The 16836-nt window shown below is 68.0% G+C and carries 10 protein-coding genes; 2 read left to right on the top strand and 8 right to left on the bottom strand.

Annotation, left to right across the window (positions count from 1 at the left end):
* Positions 1-71: 71 nt before the first annotated feature.
* The 4 genes from ACFXAE_RS20490 to ACFXAE_RS20475 form a co-directional block, all read right to left on the bottom strand.
* Positions 72-2231: a UvrD-helicase domain-containing protein gene (locus ACFXAE_RS20490; RefSeq protein ID WP_384716569.1), complete on the bottom strand. Its 2160-nt coding sequence runs from the start codon at positions 2229-2231 to the stop codon at positions 72-74.
* Positions 2232-2304: 73 nt separating this feature from the next.
* Positions 2305-4593 (bottom strand): AIPR family protein, encoded by a 2289-nt coding sequence (locus tag ACFXAE_RS20485; protein WP_384716566.1) that lies wholly within the window; start codon positions 4591-4593, stop codon positions 2305-2307.
* A gap of 5 nt (positions 4594-4598) precedes the next feature.
* Positions 4599-6191 (bottom strand): protein kinase, encoded by a 1593-nt coding sequence (locus ACFXAE_RS20480; protein WP_384716563.1) that lies wholly within the window; start codon positions 6189-6191, stop codon positions 4599-4601.
* A 104-nt stretch (positions 6192-6295) separates the two neighbouring features.
* Positions 6296-6739 carry an ATP-binding protein gene (locus ACFXAE_RS20475; RefSeq protein WP_384716560.1) on the bottom strand — a complete coding sequence of 148 codons (444 nt, stop codon included), beginning with the start codon at positions 6737-6739 and terminating at the stop codon, positions 6296-6298.
* A gap of 120 nt (positions 6740-6859) precedes the next feature.
* Between ACFXAE_RS20475 and ACFXAE_RS20470 the strand changes: the two genes are divergently transcribed.
* Entirely contained in the window at positions 6860-7714 is an 855-nt protein-coding gene (locus tag ACFXAE_RS20470) for a helix-turn-helix domain-containing protein (RefSeq protein WP_384716557.1), read from the top strand.
* On the top strand, positions 7711-7914 hold the full coding sequence (locus ACFXAE_RS20465; RefSeq protein WP_384716554.1) for a DUF397 domain-containing protein: 204 nt from the start codon (positions 7711-7713) through the stop codon (positions 7912-7914). The genes ACFXAE_RS20470 and ACFXAE_RS20465 overlap by 4 nt, the downstream gene beginning before the upstream one ends.
* 43 nt (positions 7915-7957) lie before the next feature.
* On the opposite strand, the gene ACFXAE_RS20460 is transcribed toward ACFXAE_RS20465, so the two are convergent.
* The 4 genes from ACFXAE_RS20460 to ACFXAE_RS20445 form a co-directional block, all read right to left on the bottom strand.
* Positions 7958-11140: a type I restriction endonuclease subunit R gene (locus tag ACFXAE_RS20460; RefSeq protein ID WP_384716551.1), complete on the bottom strand. Its 3183-nt coding sequence runs from the start codon at positions 11138-11140 to the stop codon at positions 7958-7960.
* Positions 11137-12414 (bottom strand): restriction endonuclease subunit S, encoded by a 1278-nt coding sequence (locus ACFXAE_RS20455; RefSeq protein ID WP_384716548.1) that lies wholly within the window; start codon positions 12412-12414, stop codon positions 11137-11139. Before ACFXAE_RS20455 ends, ACFXAE_RS20460 begins: the two co-directional genes overlap by 4 nt.
* Positions 12411-14402 (bottom strand): N-6 DNA methylase, encoded by a 1992-nt coding sequence (locus ACFXAE_RS20450; protein ID WP_384716545.1) that lies wholly within the window; start codon positions 14400-14402, stop codon positions 12411-12413. Before ACFXAE_RS20450 ends, ACFXAE_RS20455 begins: the two co-directional genes overlap by 4 nt.
* Before the next feature lie 107 nt (positions 14403-14509).
* Complete coding sequence (locus tag ACFXAE_RS20445; RefSeq protein ID WP_384716542.1) at positions 14510-16696, bottom strand: N-6 DNA methylase; 2187 nt, start codon at positions 16694-16696, stop codon at positions 14510-14512.
* Positions 16697-16836 lie beyond the last annotated feature (140 nt).

Raw genomic sequence — 16836 nt, 5'->3', positions numbered from 1 at the left:
CGGACACCGCCGCAAAAAGAGAGCTCTCCCGAGTGAATGAGCGCTGGAGAGTGGTGCCGTGCCGAGGGGGATCAGACGGCGGTGACGCCCGCCTCGGTCAGGAAGGTGCTCGGTTCGCCCGACCAGGACACGGAGAGGCTGTCCCGCGCCCGTGTGCAGGCGACGAACAGCAGGCAGCGTTCGGACAGCATGTCCGCCTCGTGCTGCTTGGGGTCCACCTCGGGCGGCGTGACCGCCTTCGGGAACGGCAGCGCCTCGTCGTTGACACCGATGACCGCGACGCAGCGGAACTCCAGGCCCTTGAACGAGTGCATGGTGCCGACCCGTACCTTCGTCGTCTCACCGGTGGCCGCCTCGGCGGAACGCAGCGTCACCGCAGGGATCCCGGCCTCTTTCAGGTGCGCCACCGCCTTCGCGCACGTCTTGTTGAACCGGGCGCTCACCCCGATCTCCCCGGCGCCGACCCCCGCGTCCAGCCACGTCCGCACCTGGTCGACGAGCGCGTCCAGTTCGGCCTCCTCGGTCGTCGCGGCGTGCACGGCGGGCCCGTCGCCGTGCAGGGCGGAGCGGTAGCCGAGCAGGGTCTCGTTGCGGTCCTCGTCCTCCAGCTGGGTGATCGGGCGGCCGATCAGCAGAGCGGTGGACCAGCGCAGGATCTCCTGCGTACTGCGGTAGTTCTTGCGCAGCTTCACCGACCGCCCGGTCACCTTGATGCCGAGCGACTTCAGCGACACCTTCGAGTCGTAGATGCGCTGGTGCGGGTCGCCCGCGATGAACAGGTCGTCCGGGCGGGCCGGAACGGCGGCGCGCAGCAGCCGCCACTGCGCCGGATGCAGGTCCTGCGCCTCGTCCACCACCACGTGCCGGTACTGCGGTCCCTTCTCCTCCAGTAGCCGCGCCGCTTCCACGCACGTCTGCAGCCAGGTGCGGCAACCGTCCTCCGCCAGGCCGGCCGTGAACCGCTCCACCGTCTCCCACACCAGCGGCCGTTCGGACGCCGCCAGCCGACTGCCGCGGCCTCGCCGGTCCGCCGCCTCGTACTCGGCGAGGGTGGTGATGCCCTGGGCCAGGACGACGTGCCGGTACTCCTGGGCGAGGAACTGCGCGCTGCCGGTGAAGCCCGTCGCCTTGGCGGCCTTGCCCCACCGGCTCACCTCCTCGTTGCTCATCAGCGGACGCAGGGCCACCGCGCCCGGTGCCTCCGCGACGACACGGCCGGCGAAGCCGTCCACCGTCGAGATGTCCACGCGCTCGCGCAGCTCCGGGTCGTCCACCAGGGACTCCAGACCCGAACGAAGCGCGTTGACGAGTGCGTTGGTGTACGTCGTCAGCAGAATGCGGTCCCCGTCGCGCAGGTGTCCGAGCAGGTGCTTGACCCGGTGCAGCGCGACGACCGTCTTGCCGGTACCCGGTCCGCCCGTGACCTGAGCGGGCCCCGAGTACGACGCCCGGTACGCCACCTTCCGCTGGGAGGGGTGCAGGAAGACCCGCCAGGCCGCGAAGGGCTTCTCGAGGATGTCCCGCAGTTCCTCGGGGGCCGACACCAGCGCGATGCGGGCCCGGGTGTGCCGGATCGCCGTCTCGTAGTCCCGCGTGTCCACCGGCTGGGCGGACGCCTGGAGGGCGGGTGCCACGATGTCCCGCCAAACCTCCTCCACCGTGCAGCCCGCGGCGAGGTACTGCAGCACCTCCCGCTGGTCCTGTGGCAGCAGCGGCGCGAAGACGTCCAACTGCTCCTGGTCGACCAGCGACCGGGCCTGCCGCAGCGTCTCGGCGTCGATGCCGAGCGCGGTCAGGTCCCCGTCGGAGAACTTCGCGAACAGCCGTGGCTTCGGCGACGACTGAGCCACCCGCTCGTACGCGGGCGTGATCTCGTCCAGGGTCGCCGCGTCCCGGATCTCGACCGCCCGCGTGACCTCGTTGATGCTGGACTTCTGCTTCATCGCCCAGTCGATGGCCTTGTCGTGCGGCATGACCCGCAGCAGGACGAAGGTGTCCCCGGACGACGGCGCGAGCACCACACCGCGCCAGAACTGATCGATGCGGATCGTCCGGATCTGCTTGTCCTTCGCCTTCGTCAGGCTCTCCAGCTTCAGCCCCGGGTCCTTGAAGAGCTGGTCGAGGGTGAGCCGGCCGAACTTCTCCCAGGCGTCCAGGACCCCCTTCCTGACCGGCGGCTGGAGCTTGGGGAGTTCGGCGAAGAAACCGATGTCGAAAGCGAGGTGCGGCATAACTGGATTCTTTCCTAGACCCGAACCGGCATAGTCCGCTCGTTGAATGGTGCGCGCCTGCGCCGCTCCTGCGTCAATCACGGCCCCGTTCGTCCTCGGCTGACTCCTCGAGTTCATCCAGAGCCCGCCACGCCAGATCCGCGAGGGTCTCGCCTGTGGCGATCGCCCACCTGGCCGTGCCCTGGTTGGCCACGGGCCGCTTCTCCCACTCCGCGAGCTCCCACATACGGGTGATCAGACCGGAAGGCGAGTACTGCTTGCCATCGGCTGCCCAGAGGAGCGGCTTGGTTCGGTGGTTCACCCAGGTTGCCCGCACCCGCCGTTCGTCCTCGGCGAGCCAACCTCGCAGCGCTTCCTCCTCCAACGGGTACCCGGCCTTGAGCGTGAGCGGATCTCCATTGCCGAGGATCTGCTTGTCGACGAGCACGGACACCGCGTTGGGGCGACGGCGCTTGCGTTGTGCCTGGACTCGCCGGTACTTGTCCGGAGTCCTGGCCCCATCGCCGTTCGCAACGATGTCAAGGACATGCTCGGAAAGCTCGCGGCATCGCGCAACATCCGAACATACGGCACGGATCTGTGAACGTTCCTTGAACAGTTCGTCGATGGATGCGGCCACGATGGGCAACAACTGTTTGACGAGGGGCCCGGTTCTCCCGGTGGCCTCCTTGGACCATTCGAGTGCGGGATCCGGTTCGTCGATGGCTTCGGTGTCCAACAGCCGGAAGACGAGATGGGCGATCAAAAAGACACCGTGCTCGGTCAGGGCCGCGCCACGCCCTTCGTAGCGGCTGCGCAGCCCGTAGAGGGTGCGACGGACCTCGCGCAGGATTTGCACCGCATTCCATAGAAGGTAAGCGCCTGGTTGCGGCCGGAAAAGGACGTCGTAAATGCCTTGTGCGCCCCTCTCCCAGAGTACGTCGAGCGAGACCCCCATGCGGGCTGCGTACTGGCTGTCCTTGTGGGCGCAGGCGAGTGCGCATGCGGCCTCGACCACGGAGCAGCCGGTCTCTTCGGGTGGCTCCAGCTCGCTGCGGCGCACGCTGTAGTCCAGCCCGAGCTCGGCCCGCATTTCTTCCAGGATCGCCGCTTGGACCGGGTCAAGGGCAATGAAGTCACGTGCTCCCACGCTGTTCTGCCGGTTCGTCGATTTTGTCGTCTCTCTGGCGAATTCTTCGGCAGCACCTGTCACGATGATGCGCACACCGATTTGTGCCTGTGCTGCGGCCTCGTCGGAAGCGAGCGCCTCGGCCACGGATCGGACGGTCTGTGCGCCGTTCACCACGCTCGCGTTGTGCAGAGTGAGGGTGAGTGGGTAGTGCTGCGGTGCACGCCTGTTCTGCTGGGCCTTTTCGACCGAGTCACACAGCACGGTGATGCCGTTGTTGAAGTACCAGAAGTGGGATGGTTCCTCGGTGAGGGTCTCGATGAGGGCATTATTAATCGGGGTTCGGCCGAGCGGGTTGCGGATGTTCAGGTTGAACAGGTCGGAGCCGCTTGCGGCCCAGTCGGCGATCTCCTCGGCCATGACAACGCCCTGGTAGGACTCGTACGGGGAGCTGACTCCGAACCAAGGGAAAAGAGTCGCAGTGAGCTGGACCGGCCTTGGCGTGAGGTCCTCCCGGACCGAGGCCCACACCTCGGGTGCCAGGATGATTCGGTGGTCGAGGATCTCGCCGTAGCGGTTGAACTCCTTCTCGCCGTTGGCCAGGGCGTCTTGGAAGCCGACACCGGGATCGTCGGGCCGCATCAGCACGATGACCTGGGTCACGGGCACGGGCCCTTGATCCATGACGGTCTTGGCGTATTCGGCCAGCTGACGCCCTCGTGGGTTGAACGGGGCGAAGTCCTCGTCATCGATGAGGCGCAGGCCGGCGAAGAGCTCCAGTACCGCCTTTCGATCGGCTGCGGCTCTCCCTTCAGGGCTCCACTTTCCCTGCACCAGGTACACGTGCGGCTGGGGGCCGTCCACCACCGCGATGGCGTCGATGCCCTGGTCCGCGTGTCCGTCGATGACGCTCCGGGCCGCCTCCTGCGGGCTGAAGCCGGTGACCATGCGTACGGCCTGTGCAGTCAGCGCGCGCGACAGCAGTCGCGGCTCCTGCTCATGCGCAGGCATACCTTCGAGATCGCTGACGTCCAGCAGACTGCCGTACACCGTCTTCAGCGCTCCGCCAACCTGACGCACCTGTGTGGCCACGCTCGGCGTGGTCTCCCCGGCCTTCTTTGCCCTCATGCCTTCGATCCCCTCCCACTGGCGAAGTGCAGCATGAAGATGCGTTGCCGCCGCTACCGCCTGCTTGATCGTCCCATGATGGCGCGAACGCCAGGTGTTACGTGCGGTTTCAGCCGCGATGGCCAATCCGGTCAGGAGCCGGGACCATCCAGATCCAGGCGGATCACGGCCAGCGTCTCGGCGACCTCGGCGGTCAGCTCGTCGTCCGGGCCGAACACCACGCACAGGTCCGCGTGCAGCGGCTCCAGGACGTCGTACGCCTCCGCCGCCCGCTGCTGCGCCAGGAGCAGCATGCCGATGTCGCGGCGCAGCTCCACCGCGTTCTCGCTCACGTCGCCGTCGACGGCGCGTACGGCGTCGAGCACGCCGTTCAGCCCGGCCAGCGCCTCGGTCACCTGGCCGAGTTCGCCACGGCAGCGGGCCGCCTGGGCGCGGCTGTCCAGGGCCTCCTCGCTGCTCGGGCCGCTGACGCGCGTGTAGGCGTCGGCGAGTGATTCGAACTCGGGCAGGGCGGCCCGGTGGTCACCGGCGAGCTGACGACTCACCGCCCGGCGCATCCGCAGTCCGAGCACCGCCTTGCTGTCCGAGCCGAGCGCCCGCGCGGCCGGTTCGATCATCTCGCCCACCACCTCGGCGGCCTGCGCGTACCGCTCCTCCTCCATCAACGCGAGGTAGTGCGCGTGGACCTCGCGGACCTGCTCCCGCAGCGCCTCCCGCTCGACCGCGGGAACGGCGGGCGGCGCGCCCGGCGCTGCGGCGGGCCGTGCGCTCGGGGGAGCGGTACGCGAGCGGGGCGCGTAGGGGCGGCGGAAGATCCCGGTGGGGTCGGGTGCCCCGGCAGGCCCCGCTTCGCCCGGTGCGGGCTCCTCGCCGGGCGCCGGCAGGAACGGCCGCAGCCGCTCGTACACCTCCTGCACGTCCGCCGGCCGTGACTCGGGCGCCTTGCGGAGGAGGTGAAGGACGAGTTCCTCCAGGGCCCCCGGTATGTCGGCACGCACCTGCCGCAGCGGCGTCGGAGCCGCGTTGACGTGCTGCATCATCAGCTGCCACTCGCTGTCCCCGGTGAACAACGGCCGTCCGCAGAGCAGTTCGTGCAGTACGCAGCCGAGTGCGTACAGGTCGGTGCGCGGGGTGACGCGGGCGCCGCGCACCTGCTCCGGCGCCATGTACTGGTGCGTCCCGATCGGACTGCCGGTCGCGGTCAGCTTGGTGACGTCCGTCCGCAGGATCGCCGCGATGCCGAAGTCCAGCACCTTCACCGTGCCGTCCCGGGCGACGAGGATGTTGCCGGGCTTCAGGTCACGGTGGACGACGGGCACGTCGTGCGCGTACGACAACACGGTCGCCACCTGCGCCGCCACGGACACCGCCCAGCTGACGGGGAGGGGCGGCTGCTGGTCGGGGCGGACGTACGCGGTCAGCGGCACGCCGTCGACCAGCTCCATCACCAGGAACAGCTGCTCGTACGACTCGTCGAGGACCGCGTCGTACACCTGCGGGACGCCCGGGTGCTGGATCCGCGCGGTGACGCGTGCCTCACGCCGGAAGCGCTTCTCGAACTCCTCCGCCAGGTGCGGGGACGTCACCGCCTGCGGCCGGATCAGCTTCACGGCGACCGGGCGGTCCAGCACGGCGTCGTAACCGCGCCAGACGTCCCCCATGCCGCCGTGGTCGAACTGCTCCAGCAGTTCGTAGCGTTCCGCGATCCGTCGTACGTCCGGCACCTGGTTCCGCCCCCGCTCGCGTCGAGTGCCCGAAGAGATCTGATCAGTCTTCCGGGTGAGGGCGCGCGCGTCCAACCAGGGTGGGTGCCGGTTGTGCGATCAAGTCAGGTGGGGTAGGCGGTGCACTCCGCCCAGACGGTCTTGCCGGGCCCGCCCCCGGCGCGGGGCGAGCAGCCCCAGCGGTCGGCGAGCGCCTCGACGAGCAGCAGGCCGCGCCCGCCCTCGCTGTCCTGCGAGGGTGTGGCGGGGAGACGGGGGACGGTTTCGTCCCGGGTGTCGGTGACCTCGATCCGTACGGTGCGGGTGGCCGGGTCGGCGGTCAGCCGTACGTGGAAGTCCCGGCCCGCGACGTGCCCGTGCTGAACGGCGTTGGCGCACAGCTCCGCCGCCACGAGCGTGACGACGTCGTGCGCGTCGCTGTCGTACGGGACGCCCCAGGCGTCGAGGCAGTGCTCGCACATGCGCCGGGCGAGACGGGCGCCGCGCGGGGTGGAGCTGAAGCGCATCGAGAACTGGTGCACCGTAGGGGGTGATTGTGTGACGTTCATGCCCTTACGGTGACGCGCTGTGGCATAGCGTGACCAGTGGTGACGCGCCGTCGCCGGGCTTTCGTACGGGATCGGCGCGGGCGCTGTACGGCACGGTACGCGCGGAGAGGCGGCAGGGCGATGACCGAGGTGCGGGACGAGGAGACGGTACGGCAGCAGCGGCGGCCGGAGGACGAGCCGGGGACGGGTGTGGTGACGGCGTTCGGGCGGCAGTTGAAGCTGCTGCGGACGCGGGCGGGGCTGGAGCGGGCGGAGTTCGGGAAGCGGCTGGGGTACTCGGCGGACACGGTGGCCTCGTTTGAGCAGGGGAGGCGGATTCCGCAGCCTCAGTTCATTGAGAAGGCGGATGAGGTGTTGGGGGCGGGAGGGCTGCTCAATGCCTTGAAAGGGGAGATGGCTCGGGCCCAGTACCCCAAGTTTTTCCGGGACATGGCAAGGCTTGAGGCAGAGGCGGTGGAGCTCTGTGCGTACGACACCATCGTGGTGAACGGTCTCCTGCAGACCGAGGAGACCATGAGAGCCATCCTGGCCATGCGTCGCCCACTGCTGGATCAGGAGACCATCGAGCAACGAGTAGTCGCCCGTCTGGCGCGGCATGAGATCTTCAACCGCTGGCCTGCCCCTCTAATGAGCTTCGTCATGGAAGAGGCAGCGCTGCGCAGACCGCATGGAGGAAAGGCTGTACTACGGGGGCAGCTTGAGCATCTACTCCTTGTGGGGGACAAGCGGAACGTGGAGCTGCAAGTCATGCCCACGGATCGAGATGACAACGCCGGCATCGACGGGCCCTTCACTGTGATCAACCGCAAGGGCGGAGAGCAGTTCGTGTACGCGGAAGTACAGGGCAGCAGCAGTCTCGAGACCAAGCGAGACGAGACGAACCTAGCGGCGGCCCGGTATGGGATTATCCGTAGCCAGGCGCTCGCTCCACGGGAGAGCCGGGACTACATCGCGAAGCTGCTGGGAGAGCTATGACAGCCACTGAGAGCCGGACGTTGACGACCGAACTCGATTGGGTCAGGAGCAGTTACAGCGGTGCTGAAGGTGGCCAGTGTGTAGAGGTTGCCGCAGTGCCCGGAGTGATCTTTGTGCGGGACTCCAAGTGCCCAGCCGGTACCAGGCTGGCCTTCGGGCCGAGGGCGTGGGCAGGGTTCGTAGAGACGACTGCGGGATGAGCGAGTGGTGGAGCCCGGCGCGTGCTGGGCTCCACCCTCTGCCTCAGAAGTCGTCCAACCCTTCCTCCCGGCGGATCATCCGCCAGGCCGCGCGGCGAGCGCTGCGGTCGAGGTTGGACTTGAAGTCCCGGTCCGTACCGAAGTACCGCTTGCCGAGCGTGTCGATCGTGGAGACATGATCCATCATGTTCTCCTCGAACTTCTTGTCGAAGACGATCCCGAAGTTCTCCTCGTCGTTGACGACGGCGGCGGCCCGGACCTTCGGGTCCTTCTTCGTCGCGTTGAAGGCCGGGAGGACGTCCTCCTCGGTGAACTCCGTACCGAACTTGGAGTTGAACTTCTCGATCAGCTCGGACAGGAGTGACTTGTCCGCGTCCGTCGCACCGCCCACCCCGTCACCGAAGCCGTTGAGTTCGGCGGGACCCTCGGGATTGAGGGACACGTCGTGCTCGCCGGTCTTCTCGACGCGCAGGTGACTGAGGTCGACCTCGCCTATGTCGACTCCGCCGTCCGCGAGGCGGGGGAGGCGGTTGAGGAGGTGGCGCCCGTAGAGGTGCAGGCGCTCCAACTCGGCGTCGCGGTAGGGGACGATCTGCGCGAGGAATCCGTACTTGCGGACGTAGTCGTTGAGGTTGGCGCGGAATTCCTCGGCCGTCTCGACGTCGTCCTCCTCCTCGCTCTCCAGGAGGGCGGTGAAGCGGATGACGGCGGGGGAGAGGAGCCGGTACAGCTCGGCGTGCAGCTTCTCCCACTTGGACTGGACACCGCCCGCCTTCTTCTCCGCTTCCAGATACGCGGCGACGAACTCGTCCATGTCCTGCTCCGAGATGATCGGCGCGGACATGACGCGGCTCTGGGCCGTGTAGAGAAGGTTCGGGTCGGAGGGCAGGGTGTGCGCCTCCTCGAAGTACGGGCGGAAGGCGTCCTGGATGTCCTCGGCCTCGTTGACGAAGTCCAGGACGGCCAGGTCGGCCTGGGACTTGCGCTCGGCCGTGCGGTTGAGGCGGGAGAGGGTCTGCACGGCGGCGATGCCGGTCAGCGTCTTGTTGACGTACATGGTGGTGAGGAGCGGCTGGTCGAAGCCGGTCTGGTACTTCTCGGCGACGACCAGGATCCGGTACTCCTGCTGCCCCTTGCCGCCGGCCTTCGCGGCCTTGTCGTCGGCACGGGTGTAGCCGAAGGCCTTCGGCAGCGCGGCCTCGGAGATACCGCCGTTCTCCTTGACCTCGGTGGTCTCCTCACCGTCGATGGTGAGGGTGCCGGAGATCGCGACGAGGACGCCCAGGTCCGGGTACTTGGTGTCGTACTCGCGGTCGGCGATGTAACTGCGGATGGCGCGGGCCATCTGCACGGCGGAGTGACGGGAGGCCGTGACCACCATGGCCTTGGCGCGTCCGCCGAGCCGGCCGCGGGTGTGGGCGAGGAAGTGCTCGACGATCACCTGGGCGTGCTGCGACACCGTGTGCTCGTGCATGAGCGCGAACCGGGCGAGCATGCTGTTCGCCTTGGAGGGGTCGACCTCCTTCTCGTCGCGGTTGAGGTTCGCGAGCTTCCAGTAGGTGTTGTAGGTGACGTAGTTGCGCAACGGGTCGAGGATGAAGCCTTCCTCGATGGCCTGGCGCATGGAGTAGGTGTGGAAGGGACGGTAGACGGTCTTGCCGTTCTCCACGCCTTCCGTGCCGAAGAGTTCGAGGGTCTTGGACTTGGGCGTGGCGGTGAAGGCGAAGTAGGAGAGGTTGGCGGCACGGGAGCGTGCGACCGCCTTCGCCTTGAGCTGATTGTCTACGGTGACCGTGGTCGCGCCCTCGTCGTCGGAGTCGGCGTCCAGGCCGAGGTCGCGAAGGGCGGACTTCACGGCGGTGGCGGCGTCACCGGACTGCGAGGAGTGCGCCTCGTCGACGATGATCGCGAAGCGGGTGCCCTTGATCTCCGTGGGGTTGCGCTTGATGTAGTCGAGCAGCGCCGGGAACGAGTGCAGGGTGACCGTGACGATCTTCCCGGTGTCCCGGGAGAGGGCACGGGCGAGCTGCTCGCTCTTCGCGCCGTGCTTCTCGTCGACCTTGACGACCAGACCGTCGGTCTGGCTGAAGCCACCGACGGTCTCTCGGAGCTGGGCGTCCAGGTTCCGGCGGTCGGTGATGACGATGACCTTGTCGAAGACGGGTTCGCCCGGCTTGATACGGCCCTCGGCGAGGGCATCGGGGTTCAGGACGCTGGGATCGGTCCGGGCGTGCAGGTCGCTGAGCCGGTGGGCCAGCCAGCCGATGGTGTTCGACTTGCCGGAGCCGGCGGAGGCCATGACCAGGTAGTTCTGGCCGGCGCCGTGCACGGACGCGTGCGCGGTGAGCTTGCGGACCACGTCCCACTGGTGGAAACGGGGGAAGATCGTCGACTTGGTGGTGCCACCGCCGGGCGTCTTGTGCTTCTGCTGGTGCACGTAGCGCTGGAGGAGGTCGAGCCAGTTGTTCGGCTGCCAGACCTGTTCCCAGAGGTAGGAGGTGGCGTACGTGCCGTGGGCTGTGGGAGCGGGGTTGCCGGCCCCGCCGGGCTGGCCGGGGCCGTTCGAGCCGGTGTTGAAGGGCAGGAACTGGGTGTTCTTGCCGCGCAGTTGCGTGGTGACGAAGACCAGGTCCGGGTCGACGGCGAAGTTCGCGATGACCCGGCGCGTGAAGATCAACTCGGTCGGGTCCCGGTCGGTCCGGTACTGCTCCTTGGCCTGCTCGACTCCCTGCCCGGTGAGCGGGTTCTTCAACTCGGCCGTGACGACGGGGATGCCGTTGAGGAACAGGGTCAGGTCAAGCCGATGACCCCAGTCGGCTTGCTTGGTGGCATAGGGGAGTTCCCGGACGACGGTGAGGCGGTTGGCGCGGTAGCCGTCGAGTACAGAGTCGGCGGAGATGAGGTTGGGCTTGAAGTAGGCGACGCGGAGACGGACGCCCCGGTCCTTGACACCGTTCCGGAGGACGTGAAGCAGCCCGTCATCGGCGATGGCCCTATCGAGCCGCTGCGCGAAACCACGCTGGGCTTCGTTGGGATTGCCACCATAGACGGTGAGCAGTTCGTTCCACTCGTCGGGCTGGGTTGCCCCGATGAAGGTGAACAACTCGTTAGTGTCGAGCCCGAGGTCGGCCTGGTAGTCCTCGGGGTTCGCCTCCCGCCAACCGCGCTCGCAGAGGGCAGCAACGATGGCGGACCCGAAGGAAGACTCGTCGTGCACGGGGCTCATGCGGTTACTCCTGCGGTTACATTGCGGCCGCTGGCGGTGGTTACATCAAACTGGCCGGTTACGGCGGCGGTGATAAGGGCTTGGCGGCGCTCGCCGAGCAGTGCTTGGTGCCGTTCCACTCGGCTACGTAGGGCTTCGTGAGTAGCCAGGGCCTTGCCAGCCTCCTGCGCCAACTTTTGCTGGTCACTGGGATTCGGCGTCGGTACTGAGATCCGCTTTAGATCCCAGATATTGATGCCTTTAATCGTTGCACCAGTGATGCGCTGCTGGACTTGAGCCTTGACCGCTGGTGACTGGAGTACGAGCCTGAGCCAGTCGGCGTTAGTAATTTCTCCAATAGAGATCCGAGCAGCGTCTTGCGTTAGGTTGGCACCCGTCAACTCGTCCGGTACGACCGCGATCTCTCCCACACTGCCACGGATAGCGATAACGAGATCTCCGCCCTTGAGGCGGGAACGTGCGTATCCGGCTTCAATCTCATGAGTGGTCCGATTCAAGGTTTTGAGAGACAAACGGTTCGCCGCAACGTCGCCGCCCTTCACGATCGGAACTCCCTCCGCCACGTCTGGACCGGGCAGCACAATTCCGTACATAATCTGACGCAAAGGGTCAGTGAGATGCCTGAGCGGCACCCAAGACCAGCCGCCTGGCAAACTACTGTCAGTGCTGTGAGAGTCAGCATTGAGTAGGCTCGCGAGAATTGCGGATTCGCGCTCTCGGACGTCGTGATCGAATCGCTGAAGTTGCGAGGTTAGCCTGTCCATTCTCGCCGTCTCGGTGTCGAGGAATTCGGCGATGCGGCGCTGTTCCTGCAGCGGAGGTGACGGAATCTCCAACTCGGAGATGAGGCCCGCACTCAGATTCTGCAGGCCTGTGGTCGTGGAGCTCAGTTTCCGGATCTGCTGTTTTGCATCGGTGCAATTGAGGAAGTGCCAGGCGAAACGCGAATCGTACGCCGAGGTGAAGCGGAGGCGCTGCAAAAAATTTGAGAAAGAGAGTCCCGCTGCAGATTCCTCCACGTAACCCGCCTTCCCCAGATGCAAGTCGCTCCCACTGGAGCGCACCACAAGAATGTCTCCCTTGCGTAGGCGGGTACGGGTCCGCTCGCGTAGGTTCAAAGAGCGCAGGGCGGGTTCGCGCGCGTTGATCGAGCCGTCGAGCCCGATCTCCGTCGAACGGAGAACGGGAACGTCATGCGCGCCGTTGGCGTCGTCACCCCAGGTTCCGGAATCCGACGTAGTGAGACAGTACTTCAGCTTGACGGCTCGCCTCACTTTGTCACCTCCCCCAACAGTCCCTGAATCTCCGCCTCCAGCACCTTCAACTCCGTGTCGATCTCAGCCAATGGCCGCGGCGGCTTGTACACATAGAAGTGCCGCGTGAACGGAATCTCGTACCCGACCTTCGTCTTGCTGTGGTCGATCCACGCATCCGGCATATGCGGATAGACCTCCCGCTCCAGGTACTCCTCAACGTCCTCACCCAGCGGCACGTTCTCGTAGTCCCGAAGATCCCCATCCGGCTCAGGCTGCCCCTTGACGAGCTGCACCTCGCCCTCCGGATCCCGCACCCCGAGCACATCCCGCAGCGCCTTGTTGAACGGCGCCCCCGTGGGCCACGTCCCGCCGGCCTGCACCACCGCGTCCTTCAACGCGAGCCAAGCATCCTGCTTCGTGCCCCAGCTCGCCCCCACCAGCGACTTGCACGCATCCGCCAACGCCGGAGCCTGCGGCAGCTTCTGGATCGCCTTCGACGCCTCCAGCGCCGCCAGCGTCTCCTCCGTCACCTCGAACCGCAGCTTCAGCGGACGCTCCACGGTGATCCGCTGGTACCCGAAGTCCTTGTTGGCGAAGACCTTCACCTTCCCGTGCAACGGATGCTCCGCATCCCCCGCAACGGCCAGCGCCTCGCCGTACAGCTTGACGACCTCCGCGATGTGCTCCTTGCCCAGAGCCTTCCGCTTGTCGCCCAGCGACTTCCGCATCTTCTGCCACTGGTCGCGTGCGTCCAGCAGCACGACCTTGCCCTTGTGGTCCGGGCTCTTCCGGTTTGTCAGGATCCAGAAGTAGGTCGAGATGCCGGTGTTGTAGAAGAGCTGGTCCGGCAGGGCGACGATGCCCTCCAGCCAGTCGTTCTCCAGGATCCAGCGCCGGATCTCCGACTCACCCGACCCTGCCGCCCCCGTGAACAACGGCGAACCGTTGAAGACGATTGCGAGCCGCGACCCGCCCCCGCCGTTCACGTCCACCGGCTTCATCTTCGAGATCATGTGCTGGAGGAACAGCAGCGACCCGTCGTTGATCCGCGGCAGCCCCGCCCCGAACCGGCCGGCCTCGCCCAGCGCCTTGTGCTCGTGCTCGACCTCGTCCTTGACCTTCTTCCACTCCACGCCGAACGGCGGGTTGGCCAGCATGTAATCGAAGGTCTTGCGGGCGTGCCCGTCGTCGGAGAAGGAGTTGCCGAAGGCGATGTTCTCCGGGTTCTGGCCCTTGATCATGAGGTCGGACCGGCAGATCGCCCACGACTCGGGGTTGAGCTCCTGCCCGTACACCTCCACCGTGGCATCTTCGTTGAACTCGGTGATGAGGTCGTCCATCGCGGAGAGCATGCCGCCCGTGCCGCAGGCCGGGTCGAGGACGGTGCGCACCGTGCCGGGAAGCTGGAGCGCGTCACCGTCCGGCGCGACCAGCAGCCGCACCATCAGCTGGATGACCTCGCGGGGCGTGAAGTGCTCACCGGCCGTCTCGTTCGACTGTTCCGCGAACCGGCGGATCAGCTCCTCGAAGATGTAGCCCATGTTGTGGTTGGGCACGACCTCGGGACGCAGGTCCAGGTCCGTGAACTTGGCGATGACCTGGTAGAGCAGCCCGGCGCTGTCCAGCCGCTTGATCTGCTGGGCGAACTCGAAGCGGTCCAGCACGCCCCGCGCGTTGTCGGAGAACGCCCCCACGTACACCTGGAGGTTCTGCGCTGCGTTCTGCGGGTCCGCGGCGATCTTCTTCAGGGTCAGGCCCGACCGGTTGTAGAAGGAGTGACCCGAGGCTCGCCGCAGGAAGCGGTCCGGGTCGATCCCGCTCTCCTTGTGCTGCTCCGCGATCTCCGCGACCTTCTCACGCGTCGGCGCCAGCACGCACTCCAGTCGCCGCAGCACCGTGAACGGCAGGATGACCTTGCCGTAGTCGGACTGCTTGTAGTCCCCCCGCAGGAGGTCGGCGACGGACCACGCGTGGTTCGCCAACTCCGTGTGCTTACTGCTGTTCAACTGGATCCCCGGATTCCTTCCGAAATGTCCCAACCCCACCACCCCGGAGCCGACAGGCCGACCGGGACGGTCCGACAAGTGTGGTCTATGTATGGAGGTCTGCGTGTCTAATGGGACGAATCGCCACCCCTGCCGCGTACCTCCGCCGCCGTCTCTCCCGACGGCAGCAACTGCCCGCCCGTGAGCCCGCCCGCCAGCAACCGCGCCGTCTCCTCCGCCAGCGAGGTCGCCCTCCGCGCCTCCGCCCGGAGCTCGTGCACGTGCCGGAACGCCTCCCCGTAGCGCCGCTGCTCCTCCAGCGGCAGCAGCGGCACCCGCAGCCGGCCGGGGCTGACCGTCAGGACCGTGCTGCCCGTCGACGCGCCCGCGATGTTCTCCTCCGCGCCCAGGAACCCGGCGAGGAACCAGGCGTCCAGGCGTGCCGGGTCCGGCCGGAAGAGGTGGACGTGGGAGCCGGGCAGGGCGCCGGCGTCCTCCTCTCCCGCGACCCGGGCCATGGGACCCTCCGTGTTCGCGACCGCCCGTACGAGGACGTCCCCGACGGCGATCACGGGTGCCGTGTCGTCGTACAGCCCCGTCGGCTCTCCCGTAGGGCCTGACCCGGTCGTGATGTCCGAGCCGGTGAGCACCGCCCGGGTCTCGGGCCGCCCACCCCCACCGGCCTCGCCGCTTGCGGCCTGTGCCCGCGTGCGCACGCTGTCCGGAACCGTCCGCAGGAGCGTGAGCGCACCACCACGCGAGAGGTCGGACGCCGTCGCCGTCCGCCACTCGCGCGCCGTGGCGCCCGCCGCGCTCCATTCCTCACGGCCGGCCGTCCGCGCGAGGGCCTCCGCGGCCTCGGTGAGCTTCCGGCGCGTGGCGGCGACCTCCGCCGACAGCTCCGCCGGATCGGCTTCGGCCCGTGACGCCCGTACGAGTCGCGCCGGGGTCAGGTCCACCACGTCGTCCAGCAGGTCCACCACGCCGACCGCGTGCGCGACACCGGGCTCACCCCTGAACGCGTCCGGGTCCTCCGTGAACGCCCGCCACGCGTCCAGGGCGCGCGTCGTGACGCCCTCCCAGTCCACGGACGCGGACCGGCTCCCGCCCCGCGTCCGTGCGGTCACCGCGTCCGCCGCCGTGTCCACGAACAGCACCGACTTGCGCTCCGGACCACCCGGCTCCGGCCGTCGCAGTACCCACACCTGCAAACCGACGTGCAACGGCACCGACGCCCCCGCCGGCAGCGCGATCACCGCGCGCAGCGCCCCGCTGCGCACCAGCTCCGCGCGTACCCGCCGCCCCGACGCCCGCCCGGCCGTGGCCGGAGGAAGGAGCAGCACCGCGTGACCACCGGGCGCCAGATGGGCCAGCGCGTGCTGTACCCACGCCAGCTCCGACTCGGCGCGGGCCGGGACTCCGTACGCCCAGCGGGGGTCGTACGCCAGCTCGTCGTGACCCCAGTCCCGGACGCCGTACGGCGGATTGCACAGCACCGCGTCGGCGACCAGGTCGGGGAAGGCGTCCGCGCGGAGACTGTCGGCGGCGCGCACGGTGACCGTCGCCTCCGGGGCCGTCAGTATCAGGCTCACGGCGCTGCGCCGGGCCTGCACGGGAAGCGTGTCCTGGCCGTACAGCTCGCGCGCCCCTCGGTGGGCTGCCGCCGCCAGCAGGGTGCCGCTGCCGCAGGCCGGGTCCAGGACGCGGGCCGGGGAGCCGGGGATCAGGTCGGCGAGCAGGTCCGCGAGCGGCGGGGGAGTCACGTACGCGCCGGACGCGGCGCTGTCCTCCAGCTCCCGTTCCGCGAGCACGCCCAGCGCGGCCTGGCCGCCCTCGTCGCGCACACACGCGTACAACGCGCGCAGCGCCGCCGCGTCGCCCGCCTCGAAACGGACCGCGTCCGCGTCGGCGGCCGGCACGGCACCGGCCGCCGACGCCGCGTCCCGCTGCGCGCGGGTGACGAGCTCCGCGTCCGGCAGCCGCGTGGCGGCCGTCAGCGCCTCCGCCGAGCCGCCCGCCGCCGCGAGGACGAGGAGCAGCAGATCCTCCGACCTGCCGCCGCCCCCACCCCCGCTCTGCGCGCGCAGGCGCAGCATCGTGCGCAGCTCCTCCGACGGGGTCGCCGCCGAGGCGTGACCGCGCGAGGCGAGCCAGGCGCGCACGGACTCCAGGTCGTACAGGGGGCTGCTCTCCGTGCCGCCGGACGGCTCGGGGAAGTCCTCGTGCCGACGACGCCAGTTGCTGACCGTGGCGCGCGTGACCCCCGCGATGCGGGAGATCTCGGCGGCGGTCACCTGCGCGGATGACTGGGGCATGACGGGAGTCCTGGGCCTCTCGGTAGCGAACAGTCAACAACCTACAGCACCCGTCAAGCCCGTCAATCTGTTTGACGGTGCTTTCGTTTTCATGCTTACCTGGGTCTGCTTCCGACTGGAAGCCGTTCGACAGAACTCCG

Origin of the sequence: Streptomyces sp. NPDC059454 (assembly GCF_042749965.1) — a bacterium.
Lineage (GTDB): Bacteria > Actinomycetota > Actinomycetes > Streptomycetales > Streptomycetaceae > Streptomyces.
This window is presented reverse-complemented; position numbering and strand designations above follow the sequence as displayed.